The organism is Neoroseomonas terrae (assembly GCF_018129025.1).
Lineage (GTDB): Bacteria > Pseudomonadota > Alphaproteobacteria > Acetobacterales > Acetobacteraceae > Neoroseomonas > Neoroseomonas terrae.
Genome location: NZ_JAAEDI010000007.1, coordinates 21,318 through 33,482 on the forward strand (window position 1 = coordinate 21,318; position 12,165 = coordinate 33,482).

The following is a 12,165-nucleotide window of genomic DNA, read 5'->3' on the forward strand; positions in this document are numbered from 1 at the left end:
GACCGAATGTCCGATGTCGTTGTGGTGGAATCGCCGGCCAAGGCCAAGACGATCGAGAAGTATCTCGGCCGTGACTTCACGGTGCTGGCGTCCTTCGGCCATGTCCGCGATCTGGAGGAGAAGGACGGCGCGGTCCTGCCCGACCAGGATTTCGCGATGGTGTGGGGCAAGGATGGGCGCGGCGAAGCGCAGGTCGGCAAGATCGCGCAGGCGCTGAAGGGGGCGAAGCGGCTGTTCCTCGCCACCGACCCGGATCGCGAGGGCGAGGCGATCTCCTGGCATGTGAAGGACATGCTGGGGCAGCGCGGGGCGCTGAAGGGCAAGGATGTCCAGCGCATCACCTTCAACGAGATCACCAAGCGCGCCGTGCAGCATGCGGTGGCGCATCCGCGGCAGCTCGATGTCCCGCTGATCGATGCGTATCTGGCGCGGCGCGCGCTGGACTACCTGGTGGGCTACACGCTGTCGCCGCTGCTGTGGCGGAAGCTGCCGGGGTCGCGCTCGGCTGGGCGTGTGCAGTCGGTCGCATTGCGGCTGATCTGCGAGCGCGAGGCGGAGATCGAGGTCTTCAAGCCGCGCGAATACTGGTCGATCGAGGCGAAGTTCCAGACGCCGGCGGGCGCGCCCTTCACGGCTAGGATGACGCATCTGGACGGGCGGAAGCTGGACCAGTTCGACCTCGGCGAGGCAGGCAGCGCGAACCGGGCGAAGGCCGCGGCGGAGGCCGCGACCTATGCCGTCGCGTCGGTCGAGAAGAAGCGGACGAAGCGCAACCCGCCGCCGCCCTTCATGACGTCCACGTTGCAGATGGAGGCCAGCCGCAAGCTCGGCATGGGCGCGCAGCAGGCGATGCGCACGGCCCAGCAGCTCTACGAGGCCGGGCACATCACCTATATGCGGACCGACGGCGTGACCATGGCCCGCGAGGCGATCGCCGCCATCCGCGACCATGTGAAGGACGCTTTCGGCCCCGACTACATGCCGGTCACGCCGCGCGAGTATCAGTCCAAGGCGAAGAATGCGCAGGAAGCGCATGAGGCGATCCGCCCGACCGATGTGACCCGCACGCCCGAGGCGATGAGCCGCGAGCTGGATGGCGCGCAGATGCGGCTCTACGAGCTGATCTGGAAGCGGGCGGTGGCGTCGCAGATGTCCTCGGCGGAGCTGGACCAGACGGCGGTCGATATCGCGTCCGCGGATGGGAAGATCCGGTTCCGCGCGACCGGGTCCGTCGTCGCCTTCGACGGCTTCCTGAAGCTGTATCGCGAGGATGAGGATGATCGCGCGGCGGATGCGCGCGCGGGCATCGCGACCGCGGCGGCATCGGCCGAGGACGACGACAGCCGCATCCTGCCGCCGATGGCGGAGCGCGATCCGCTGAAGCTCGGCGGCATCACCGCCAGCCAGCACTTCACCCAGCCGCCGCCACGGTATTCCGAGGCCTCGCTGGTGAAGCGGCTGGAGGAGCTGGGGATCGGGCGGCCGTCCACCTACGCGTCGATCCTGCAGCGGCTGCAGGACCTGAAGTATGTGACGCTCGAGAAGCGGCGCTTCGTGGCGCAGGATCTCGGGCGGATGGTGACGACCTTCCTGGTCCGCTTCTTTGAGAAGTATGTCGATACGGGCTTCACCTCGGCGATGGAGGAAAGGCTCGACGAGATCTCCGCCGGCCAGGTGGATTGGCGCGCGGTGATGCGGGCGTTCTGGAGCGAGTTCTCGGCGGCGGTCGAGGCGACGCGCGACCTCAAGATCCGCGACGTGATCGATGCGCTGGACGAAGATCTCGGCCCGCACATGTTCCCTGCGCGGACGGATGGGACCGATCCGCGCGTGTGCCCGACCTGCGGGAATGGGCGGCTGGGGCTGCGGCTGGGGCGGACGGGGGCGTTCATCGGCTGCTCGAACTATCCGGAATGCCGCTACACCCGGCCCTTCGGCGTCGATTCCGGTGAGGGCGAGGGTGCGGCGCCGGCCGAGCAAGAGCTCGGCACCGATCCGGTGACGGGCGAGACCGTGTCGATGAAGCGCGGGCCGTATGGGTTCTATATCCAGCTCGGCGAGCCGGGGACGGATGCGAAGGGCAAGCCGACCAAGCCGAAGCGGACGAGCCTGCCGAACGGGGTGTCGCCGGATTCCGTGACGCTGGACCAGGCGCTGGGGCTGCTGTCCCTGCCGCGCATCGTGGGTCATGACCCCGAGACGGGGGAGGAGATCACGGCGGGGCTCGGGCGCTTCGGGCCGTACGTGCGCTGCGGGTCGGTGTTCAAGTCGCTCGACAAGGATGACGACGTGCTGACCGTCGGCATGAACCGGGCGCTGACGCTGCTGGCGGATGCCAGGTCCCGCGTGCGGGAACTCGGCGTGCATCCGAAGGACAAGGAGCCGGTGCTGGTGCGCAAGGGGCGGTTCGGCCCCTATGCGCAGCACGGCAAGACGGTCGCGAACCTGCCGCGTGATGTCGCGATGGAGGACATGACGCTCGAGGACGCGATCGCGCTGCTCGAGGAGAAGGGCAAGGCGCTGAAGCCGCGCGGGGCGGCGGGGCGGAAGGCCTCGGCCAAGGCGCCGAAGGCGGATGGCGCAGTGGCGAAGCGCGCCAAGGCGCCGGCCAAAGCGAAGGCTCCCGCCAAGGCGGCGGCGAAGAAGGCACCGGCGGCGAAGAAGCCCGCGGCGAAGGCCAAGACGCCGGCTGCGAAGGCCGCGCCGCGCGCCGGCAAGACCGCCCGCTGATGGTCCGGCGCGGGCCGCCCCCCAAGGGCCACAAGGCGCGCGCCCGGACGGGTAAGACGGTCGGCGGCGGGAAGGTGTCGCCGCAGAAGTCGATCGGGCATCGCCGGGTGCCGTCGCATGGCACGCCGCGCGATGAGGACGATGCCGGAGCGCGGCCGCTGGCTAAGGCTGAGCGCGTCGTGCCCGAGATGGCCGGCGAGGCTGGCAAGGCGACAGCGCGCCCACCGCGTGCCGCCAGGACCAAGGCCGCCGGGTCGCGCAGCGGAAGCCGTATCAAGGGGGTGCCCCGCCAGGATGCGCCCGAGCAAGAGGGTGCGACACGGCGTACGCCGGGCAGGACGCGCGCCGCGGCCACTAAGCGTGGCGCGGACGCGGCGCCCGCGCGTGACGTCGATGCTGCGCCGCTGCGTGACGCCGGCCGGGAACGCGCGACCGGTCGCGCGCCGCGTGATCGCCATGACGATGCCGGCCCATCGTCGCGCCCGGGCCGCGACCGGGACGCACGGCAAAACATGACCGGCGTTGGTTGCGCGTCGCGTGCGCGGCATGACGACGCGGATGCGCAGGACACGCCGCCGCGGACCCGCGCGACGCGGCACGGTGCCGATGCGGATGACGGGCGACCGGATTACCGCGCCGGCCGGGATCGTGTCGCGCCGGCTGGCCCGCAATCCAGCGCGCGCCGCCGCGCCGCCGCACGGCCGGACGAGCCCCCGCCCCTGCCCTCCAAGACTGCGCTGCGGCAGTTCCTCGCCGAGGCCGGCGGGCGCGTCACCAAATCCACCATCGCGCGCGCCTTCGGCCTGACCTCCGACCAGCGCCAGTCGCTGCGGATGCTGATGCGGGAGATCGCGGAGGAAGGCGGGTCCACCCAGGCCGGCAAGCGCGGCATCGTCCACCCGTCCCGGCTGCCCGAGATGGCGCCGGTCGAGATCACCGGCACCGACCCGGATGGCGACCCCATCGCGCGACCCGTGCAATGGCAGGGTGAGGGCCGCCCGCCGATCATCTACATGCGCCCCGAACCCAAGGGGCAGCCGGCGCTGACGGCGGGGGAGCGCGTGCTCGCGCGCCTGAAGCCGATCGGGCCGGGCAAGTATGAGGGCCGCACCTTCAAGCGCATTGGCGGCGGGGCGCCGGCGCGTATCCTCGGCGTGTTCGAGGAAGGGCGGATCATCCCGACCGACCGGCGGCAGAAGGGTATCTGGCAGGTCGATCCGGCGGACGCCGCCGGCGCGAAGCAGGGCGAGATCGTGCTGGCGGAACCCCTGCCCTCCACACGGCATTTCGGGCCGCGGCCGGCGCGGATCACGGAAGTGCTGGGGGTGATGGGCGAACCGCGCTCGGTCTCGCTGGTCTGCATCCACGCGCATGGCATTCCGGACGTGTTCCCGGCGGAGGCCGTGCAGCAGGCGGAGAAGGCGCACGGCGTCACGGCGCGCGGCCGCACCGATTTGCGCGACGTTCCACTGGTGACGATCGACGGCGAAGACGCGCGCGATTTCGACGACGCCGTTTTCGCGGAACCCGATGGCAGCGGCTGGCGGGTGCTGGTCGCGATCGCCGACGTCGCGCACTACGTGACCACCGCCTCGGCGCTCGACCGCGAGGCCTGGGCACGCGGCAACTCGGTCTATTTCCCCGACCGCGTCGTGCCGATGCTGCCGGAGGCGCTGTCCAACGGCTGGTGCAGCCTGCGCCCGAACGAGGAGCGGGGCTGCCTGTTCGTCGAGATGCGCTTCGATGCGGAAGGGCGGAAGCAGTCGCATCAGTTCGGACGCGGCATCATGCGGTCGGCGGCGCGGCTGACCTATGAGCAGGTCCAGGAGGCCGCCGATGCGGGCAGCGATCCGGCGTCGCTCGCGCCGGGCCATGTCGGGCGGCTGTACGGCGCCTTTCGCGCGCTGCTCGCTGCGCGGGAGAAGCGCGGCACGCTCGACCTCGACGTGCCGGAGCGGCGCGTGATGCTGGATGCCAAGGGCAACGTTCAGGCGGTGGTGCCGCGCGCGCGGCTCGACGCGCACCGGCTGATCGAGGAATTCATGGTCGCGGCCAATGTCTGCGCGGCGGAGGAGCTGGAACGCCTGGTCCAGCCCTGCATGTACCGCGTGCACGACCGCCCCTCCGACCAGAAGATGGAAGGGCTGCGGCAGTTCCTCGACACTTTCGGCATCACCCTGCCGCAATCCGACCGGCTGCATCCGCGCGACTTCGCGCGCGTGCTGGAGAAGGTGCGCGGCACGCCGGAGGAACGACTGGTCAACGAGGCGGTGCTGCGCGGGCAATCACAGGCGGCCTATTCGCCCGACAACCTCGGTCATTTCGGCCTCGCGCTGCCGCGCTACGCGCATTTCACCTCGCCGATCCGCCGCTATGCCGATCTGCTCGTGCATCGGGCGCTCATCCGCGGCCTCAAGCTCGGCAAGGATGGGTTGACGGAGGATGAGGCTGCTCGCTTTCCCGATACCGCCGAACACATCACGAGCACCGAGCGGCGCGCCGCGGCGGCGGAACGCGATGCCGTCGACCGCTATCTCGCGGCTTTCATGGCACAGCGCGTGGGAGAGTCGTTCGAGGCGCGCATTTCCGGAGTGACTCGCTTCGGCCTCTTCGTCACGTTGGAAGAGAACGGGGCGAGCGGAATCGTCCCGCTCGGTTCTCTGCCGGACGACCGATGGGATTTGGACGAGGCCACGCAATCGCTTGCTGGTCGCAGGACACGACTGATCTTCCGGCTGGGCGACGCCGTCGAAGCCCGCTTGGCGGAGGCGACGCCGCGGACCGGCGGCATGGTGTTCCATCTCATGCAGGGATTGCCGTCGCGTGGCCGCGGGCGTCCCGCGCCCAAGGGCAAGCAGCGCGGCCGTCGCCGCTGACCTCGCGGCGCCACGCCTTCCTGGTCCTGCTGGTGCTGGTGATGCTGCCGTGCCTCGGCGCGGCGCAGGAAGTCTCGCGCACCGGCGCCTATCCGCGGGAGGAAATGCGCCTCGTGCTCGGCGCCGGCTTCGCGGCCATCCTCGAACGGCATCTGGAATCCGCGACGCCGGCCGATCTGCTGGTCTGGTCGCTCGCCGGCATGACCAGCATCGACAGCGCGCTCTCGGTCCAGCGCACCGGCCGTAATGTCCGCCTGTTGCAAGGCGAGCGGCTGCTGCTGTCGCGCAGCCTGCCCGAACGCGCCGAGGGCGAGAGCTTCGCGACCGCCGGCGGCGCAGCGGCTGATCGGCTGACGCTGTTCCAGCAAGCGGGCTGGAACGCCTCGGCGGCGATCCGCGCGGCGGGCGCCTCGGCCCTGATCCGCCACAGCTTCGAGGCGATCTTCAGCCATTTCGACCCGTTCAGCCGCTACATCACGCCGGAGGAAGCGCAGGCGGCGCGCGAACGGCGCACCGGCGAGGCTGGGCTTGGCCTGCGCCTCGCCCCCGGACGCGGCGCCGGCACCGTGGTCGTCGCCGTCGCCGCCGGCAGCCCCGCCGCCGAAGCAGGCCTGCATGTCGGCGACCGCGTCCTCTCCATCGACGGCACGAGGCTGCGCCCGCGCGATGCCGCCGGCGCGGCTGGACTGCTGGAAGGGCCGGCCGGGACCAACGTCCTCCTGCTGATCGAACGCAACCGCCGGCGGCAGGAACTGACGCTGCGCCGAGTGCTGCCCCATGGCAGCCCGGTGACGGCGGAGCGCGTGGACGACGTGCTGATGATCCGCATCCCCGCCTTCTCCGCGCAGACGGAGCGCCAGGTGGCCGCCGCGCTGCTCGCCGCCTTCAGCCAGGGGGCGCCCAAGGCGGTGGTGCTGGACCTGCGTGGCAATCGCGGCGGGTTGCTGTCCCAGGCGGCGGCGGTGGCCGACATCTTTCTCGGCCCCGGCGAGGCGTTCCGCACCGCCGGCCGGCATGCCGAGGCCAGCCGCATCTATGTGACTGCCGGCGGGGACCTTGCGCAGGGCGTGCCGCTGGTCGTGGTCGTGGATGGGCGCACCGCCTCCTCCGCCGAGATCGTCGCCGCAGCCCTCTCGGACCGCGGCCGCGCGGCCGTGATCGGCACCAGCACGACCGGCAAGGGGCTGGTGCAGCTCGTCGTGCCGCTGCCCGATGGCGGGGAGCTGCTGATGAGCTGGTCGCGGCTGATCATGCCGGCAGGCTGGCCATTGCAGGATATCGGCGTGCTGCCGGGCCTGTGCACCACCGGCGGGCCGGCCGCGGCGGCGCGGGCGCTGACCGCCTTGCGCGCCGGCAGCCGGCCGATGGGCGCCGCCCAGGCGCAGCAAGGGGCGATGCGGCATCCGGTGCCGGCCGTGGCGGCCGAGGCGCTGCGCGCGGCATGCCCGCCAGCCGAGGTGCCCAACGAGGACCTGCCGGTAGCGCGGGGCCTCGCGCTGGACACGGCGGCGGCCGGGGCGGCGATGGCGCAGTGAGGCGTGATCGGCCGCGGCGCTACTCGAGAAACCCGATCCAGCGGCCTGCCAGGATGGCGCCCAGCCACACCGCCAGCGAGACCAGGGCCGAGACCCTGACCGAGGGGGCGATGGGTCCGCCGTCCGTCGCCCTGGCCCAGGCCGGGTTGAACCGGAGGATCGCCACGTTGATGAGGCCGAGCCCAAGAAGCGCCAGCTTCGTCAGGAAGGCCGGATTCGCCAGATAGGTTGCCGGCCGCGTGCTGAACAGCAGCGCGCCCGTGACCACGGCGCCCCCCAGCCCGGCCGCCGCGACGCGAATGAGCGCAGGCGCAAGCGCCGCGGCCGATTGGCGGCTGAACAGGCCCAGCAATCGCAGATCCAGCGTCGCGATCGCGCCCAGCAGCAGCGCGATCGAGATGATGTGCAGCGCGTTGACGAGCGGATAGATGACCGCCGAGTCGCGCAGAAGGGCGGCAACCGGGGAAGCCGCGATCGCGTCGAGCAACGGCTGCCGTGCTCAGCTGCGGATGCGTTCGGGGTAGATGTCGTAGGTCCGGCCGCGGACCGTGAGACGCACCGCCTTCAGGCGCTTCTCGCCCTGCTCCCGCGAGCGGTTTCCGAGCGCGACCACGGCATCGCCCGCCGCGGCGGAGGCCGCCGTGAAGCCGGCGCGCTGCGTCTGGCGCGGATTGCCGAGCTCGACGAGCCACTGCCCGTCGGCGGCGTCGACACGCAGGGTCGGGTGCGGCTGGCCGATATAGACCTCGCGGATCGTGCCACGGAGTTCCGTCTGCTCGCCCTCGGCCCACGACCATCCGTGGTGCGCCGTGGCGGCCGAGGCACCGAAGACGGTGCCCGCCATGCCCAGCGTCGCGCGTCGGCCCATGATCATTCCCGGCATCGTGGCCTCCTTGCGGCCAGTGGATCCGATAGAGATTGGGCGCGCGGAGCCGGTTGTCGATGGCCGCGGTCGTTGCGAGGGGGCACAAATCATTCCCCCGCGCAGGTCCTGCTTGACGCCGCCGCCCTGGTCGCTAGGTTGCGCGCTCTCGCGCCCGGGGCCCCGTCGCCCGCGGGCCATGGAGTTGTGTCATGGCTAAGTCGAACACCATCCTGATCCGTCTCGTGAGCAGCGCCGACACGGGCTACTTCTACGTCACGAAGAAGAACACCCGGACGATGACCTCCAAGATGGAGAAGAAGAAGTACGATCCGGTGGCGCGGAAGCACGTCGTCTTCCGCGAAGCCAAGATCAAGTGATCCGCGGGCGGGGAATCCCCGCCCTGGCATTGCCGGCAATCTGACGGGCGCGCCCCTCCGGGCGGCGCCCGTTTGTCGTTGCGTGGCTAAGCATATCCATGGACGGGTGCAACCGCCCAGAGCAGGCGATTCTAGTCCGCCTGCGCGGCCCAGTCCTCGGCGGTCGCGGTGACCACGCGGTTGCGGCCGGTTTCCTTGGCCCGGTACAGCGCCTTGTCCGCAACGGCGATCAGGCTATCCGCGGCCGCCTGGCCGCGCGCGACAGCGAGGCCGAGGCTGATCGTCACCGGTACAGGACGCGTGCCGACGGTCACCGGGAAGTCGGCGACGGCGGCGCGCAGCCGCTCGGCGACGACCGCGGCCTCCTCGTCGCCGGCCGCCGCCATGACGGCCAGGAATTCCTCTCCGCCGTATCGGGCGAGCACGTCGACGGCCCGCAGGTGCTCGCGCAGCCGCGCGGCGACCTCCTTCAGCGCAACGTCGCCGGCGGCATGGCCGAGCTGGTCGTTGAGCTGCTTGAAGCGGTCCACGTCGATCAGCAGCACCGTCGCGGTCGCGCCGGTTCGGAGCAGCGATTCGAGGTGCCGCTGCACATAGCGTCGGTTGCGCAGCCCGGTCAGCGAATCGGTGACGGCCAGTTCCAGCGAGCGGTCCAGGCTCTCGCGCAGCAGATCCTGGTAGCGTCGGCGACGGAGCTGGTTGCGCACCCGCGCGCGGAGCTCGGGCGCATCGATGGGGCGCATGACGTGGTCCGACGCGCCGAGGTCGAAGGCACGCAGCACCGCATGGCGCTGGTCCTCGCTGGCCAGCAGCACGAGCGGCAGGTCGCGCATCTCGCTGCTGGCGCGCAGGCGGGAGGCGAGGCGCAGCGCATCCCCGCTCGGCAGCGGCAGGCAGAGCAGCACGAGGTCGTGCGCAGCCTGCTCGAGCCGCGCCCAGGCCGTCACCTCATCCGGCACGTGCTCGACCGTCATGCCGTCGGCGGCGAGTGCCTCGACCACGGCGCGGACTTCCGCGGGCTGGCCGCCGGCGAGCAGCAGATGCGCGCCGGTGAAGTCTTCCGCGGGCGGGCCGGGCGGCTCGAATCCCAGATCGCGCGCCGTCTCGGCCCGCACGCGCCAGGCGTCCAATACCTGCTTCATGCGCAGCAGCGCGCGCAGACGGGCGAACAGCAGGGCCGTGTCGACAGGCTTCGAGATGAAGTCGTCGGCGCCGGCTTCGAGGCCGCGCACGCGCTCGGACTGCTCGGTCAGTGCGGTGACCATCAGCACCGGGATATGCGCGGTCGCCGGCTGCGACTTCAGCCGGCGGCAGACCTCGTAGCCGTCCATGCCGGGCATCATGACGTCGAGCAGGACGACATCGGGCGTCCAGGCGGAGGTCAGCGCCAGCGCCTCCGGGCCAGAGGCGGCGAGCGCCACCTCGAAATACTCCGCCCGCAGCTTCGCCTCGAGAAGGCGGAGATTTGCGGGGATATCGTCCACAACCAGTACGCGCGCGGTCACGCTAAATTCCCCTGTGCCGTGCCATCCAACCGTAACTGGCCAGCTTCTGCAACGAGACCTATCAGGGCTTGGGTGACAAGCCCTTGAATCGTCACGTTGCAGTCATGGAGAAGCGCATGTCGGGGATCACCGCCGGCGACCGTCAGTCCGGGGCGCAGGAGGGCGGCTTCGGCCTGTTCCTTCGTCGCTGGGCCGCCAATCCGCTGCAGATGGGCTCGGTCGTGCCGTCCTCACGCGCGCTCGGGCGGCGCATCGCCGCGCTGGTGGAGCGCAGCGGGGACGAGGTGGTGGTGGAACTCGGCGCCGGTACCGGGGCCGTCACGCGGGCCCTGCTGGATGGCGGCGTGCCGCCGGACCGGCTGGTGGTGGTCGAGATCGTGCCGGACATGGCGCGCCACCTGGCCCGCACCCTGCCCGGCGTGACGGTGATCGAGGGCGACGCCTTCGCGCTGTCCGATGCGCTGCCCGAAGCGATGCATGGGCGGGTCGGCACGGCGATCTGCGGCATCCCGCTGGTGCTGCTGCCGACCGAGCAGCAGCGCCGCTTCGTGGACGCGGTGGAGGCGGTGGCACCGGGGCGCGGCTTCCTGCTGTACAGCTACTGCATCACCTCGCCCCTGCCCTACCGCACGCTCGGCCTGTCGGCGAAGCGCGAGGCCTGGACGCCGCTGAACGTCCCGCCGGCCAGCGTGTGGCGCTACCGGCCCGCCGGTTGAGCGTCGCTTCCCCTTCCCGGCCGCCGGTGCGGCCGGGCGGGTCTGCGTCACGCGCTGGTCAACGTGACCTCCCGCCCGTCCTTGTGGCGCAGATGGGCGATCAGCCGCGACTGCGGGCTGTGGCGGATCTTCACCGCCTCGGTCAGCCCGCGCGCGTTCAGCGCGGCGTGCAGCGCCTGGGTGTCGGGGTGTTCCGCGTCGAGCGAGACGAGCCGCCAGCCGGAATCCTTGATGCGCTTCGCCGCGCGCTCGCCATCCCACTGGATCAGCGGCGGGATCAGGTTGTCCATGTCCTGGCGCTGCGGCGGGAAGGCCATGCGCCAGGTGAGATCGCCACGCGCCATGGCCCGGATCTGCCCGGTATGGGATGGGCCGAGCCGCGCGACCATGGGCTCCAGCGCGGGGGTGGAGGCGACGTAGGCGATCAGCCGCGGCTCCGCTTCGAGCATGTTCCGCAGCGACGGGTCGTCGAGGTCGAAGGGTCGCGCATGGCCCGGTTCCGGCTGCCCCGGGTCGGGGGCGATGATCTCGATGTAGCAGGCGGCGCCAAGGCCGAGCAGCATGTTGTGCGTGCCCACCCCAGGATGCGTGCCACCCTTCACGGGCTTCACGCCGAGGGTTTCCTCGAGGTAGCGGGCACCGTCCTCGAGGGTCAGCGCTCCGATGACGATGTGGTCGATCTCGGCCATGCGAATCCTGGACGTTGTTGGCCCGGGTGCACGCACCCGGGCTGGGTCTTGCCGGACATGATGCCACCGTCCGGCGTCGGTCTTCGTGCCGGCGCAGTCCGCTCGCATGCTGGGCAAGGCCGACGTTGCGCCGCCCTGCGCCGCGAATCCAGGGAAAGGTGCTGACGCCGGCAGCGCGGCTTGCCGCTTGCTGCCGCAGGGCGGACCGCGAGAGTACATATGCCGCTACCAGGGAGCCCAGCCGATGGACCATGCCGTACCACGGCCGAAGATCGCCGAGACCGTCATTCATCCGAGCGTGAGGCTGCGGGAGAGTTCGGTCGGCGCACGCTGCGAATTGCTGGAGCGTTGCGCGGTCGAGTATTCGACGATCGGCGATGCCTCATATCTCGGGCATGACTGCCAGGTGGCGGATGCGACGATCGGGAAGTACTGCGCCATCGCGGCGAATGTGCGCATCGGGCCGCCGAACCACCCGATGGCCCGGCCCTCGCTGCACCGCTTCACCTATTGCCCGGAATACTACGATGCGACGAAGCGGCGCGACGCGGCGTTCTTCGCGGCGCGGCGCGCGGCGCGGACGACCATCGGCAACGACGTATGGATCGGACACGGCGTGACGGTGCTGGCGGGCGTGACGGTCGGGGATGGCGCGGTGCTGGCGGCCGGCGCGGTGGTCGCGAAGGACGTGGCACCCTACGCGATCGTCGGCGGCGTGCCGGCGCGGCGAATCCGTGACCGGTTTCCACCGGAGCTCGCCGCCCGGCTTCAGCGCATCGCCTGGTGGGACTGGCCGTTCGAGGTGGTGATGGAACGGCTCGCGGATTTCCAGTCGGACGACGTGGGCGCGTTCTGCGATCGGTGGGGCTGAC

10 protein-coding genes are annotated in these 12,165 nt (G+C 71.1%); 6 read left to right on the forward strand and 4 right to left on the reverse strand.

The window, feature by feature from the left end; translation table 11 throughout:
• Positions 1–6: 6 nt before the first annotated feature.
• From topA to GXW78_RS07815, 3 genes are read left to right on the forward strand one after another with little or no spacing between them, the layout of a single operon-like run.
• On the forward strand, positions 7–2,730 hold the full coding sequence (topA, locus tag GXW78_RS07805; RefSeq protein WP_211867613.1) for a type I DNA topoisomerase: 2,724 nt from the start codon (positions 7–9) through the stop codon (positions 2,728–2,730).
• Positions 2,730–5,606 carry a ribonuclease R gene (gene rnr, locus GXW78_RS07810; RefSeq protein ID WP_246521963.1) on the forward strand — a complete coding sequence of 959 codons (2,877 nt, stop codon included), beginning with the start codon at positions 2,730–2,732 and terminating at the stop codon, positions 5,604–5,606. The genes topA and rnr overlap by 1 nt, the downstream gene beginning before the upstream one ends.
• Before the next feature lie 41 nt (positions 5,607–5,647).
• Positions 5,648–7,141 carry a S41 family peptidase gene (locus tag GXW78_RS07815; RefSeq protein ID WP_246521976.1) on the forward strand — a complete coding sequence of 498 codons (1,494 nt, stop codon included), beginning with the start codon at positions 5,648–5,650 and terminating at the stop codon, positions 7,139–7,141.
• Positions 7,142–7,160: 19 nt separating this feature from the next.
• On the opposite strand, the gene GXW78_RS07820 is transcribed toward GXW78_RS07815, so the two are convergent.
• The gene (locus GXW78_RS07820; protein ID WP_211867617.1) at positions 7,161–7,628 is read right to left on the reverse strand and encodes a DUF6644 family protein; all 468 of its coding nucleotides are present in this window, start codon (positions 7,626–7,628) and stop codon (positions 7,161–7,163) included.
• Positions 7,629–7,640: 12 nt separating this feature from the next.
• Complete coding sequence (locus tag GXW78_RS07825; protein ID WP_211867619.1) at positions 7,641–8,024, reverse strand: DUF6152 family protein; 384 nt, start codon at positions 8,022–8,024, stop codon at positions 7,641–7,643.
• A gap of 191 nt (positions 8,025–8,215) precedes the next feature.
• Here GXW78_RS07825 and rpmG point away from each other — a divergent pair, with 191 nt between their 5' ends.
• A complete protein-coding gene (gene rpmG, locus GXW78_RS07830) occupies positions 8,216–8,383 on the forward strand; it encodes a 50S ribosomal protein L33 (RefSeq protein ID WP_168041378.1) in 168 nt (55 codons plus the stop codon).
• 131 nt (positions 8,384–8,514) lie between these two features.
• On the opposite strand, the gene GXW78_RS07835 is transcribed toward rpmG, so the two are convergent.
• Positions 8,515–9,888 carry a PleD family two-component system response regulator gene (locus GXW78_RS07835; RefSeq protein WP_211867621.1) on the reverse strand — a complete coding sequence of 458 codons (1,374 nt, stop codon included), beginning with the start codon at positions 9,886–9,888 and terminating at the stop codon, positions 8,515–8,517.
• Between the two features lie 104 nt (positions 9,889–9,992).
• Between GXW78_RS07835 and GXW78_RS07840 the strand changes: the two genes are divergently transcribed.
• Positions 9,993–10,604, forward strand: a complete 612-nt coding sequence (locus tag GXW78_RS07840) for a class I SAM-dependent methyltransferase (RefSeq protein ID WP_246521964.1) — start codon at positions 9,993–9,995, stop codon at positions 10,602–10,604.
• Positions 10,605–10,651: 47 nt separating this feature from the next.
• Here the strand turns inward: GXW78_RS07840 and GXW78_RS07845 are convergent, their stop codons facing one another.
• Positions 10,652–11,293 (reverse strand): VOC family protein, encoded by a 642-nt coding sequence (locus GXW78_RS07845; protein ID WP_211867623.1) that lies wholly within the window; start codon positions 11,291–11,293, stop codon positions 10,652–10,654.
• Between the two features lie 244 nt (positions 11,294–11,537).
• Here GXW78_RS07845 and GXW78_RS07850 point away from each other — a divergent pair, with 244 nt between their 5' ends.
• Positions 11,538–12,164: a DapH/DapD/GlmU-related protein gene (locus GXW78_RS07850; protein WP_211867624.1), complete on the forward strand. Its 627-nt coding sequence runs from the start codon at positions 11,538–11,540 to the stop codon at positions 12,162–12,164.
• Position 12,165: the final 1 nt, after the last annotated feature.

What these genes read in the sequence shown, in the direction of transcription:
- topA (WP_211867613.1), top strand. Translation starts at nt 7, where the DNA reads ATGTCCGATGTCGTTGTGGTGGAATCGCCGGCCAAGGCCAAGACGATC.
- rnr (WP_246521963.1), top strand. Translation starts at nt 2,730, where the DNA reads ATGGTCCGGCGCGGGCCGCCCCCCAAGGGCCACAAGGCGCGCGCCCGG.
- GXW78_RS07815 (WP_246521976.1), top strand. Translation starts at nt 5,648, where the DNA reads ATGCTGCCGTGCCTCGGCGCGGCGCAGGAAGTCTCGCGCACCGGCGCC.
- GXW78_RS07825 (WP_211867619.1), bottom strand. Translation starts at nt 8,024, where the DNA reads ATGCCGGGAATGATCATGGGCCGACGCGCGACGCTGGGCATGGCGGGC.
- rpmG (WP_168041378.1), top strand. Translation starts at nt 8,216, where the DNA reads ATGGCTAAGTCGAACACCATCCTGATCCGTCTCGTGAGCAGCGCCGAC.
- GXW78_RS07840 (WP_246521964.1), top strand. Translation starts at nt 9,993, where the DNA reads ATGGAGAAGCGCATGTCGGGGATCACCGCCGGCGACCGTCAGTCCGGG.
- GXW78_RS07845 (WP_211867623.1), bottom strand. Translation starts at nt 11,293, where the DNA reads ATGGCCGAGATCGACCACATCGTCATCGGAGCGCTGACCCTCGAGGAC.
- GXW78_RS07850 (WP_211867624.1), top strand. Translation starts at nt 11,538, where the DNA reads ATGGACCATGCCGTACCACGGCCGAAGATCGCCGAGACCGTCATTCAT.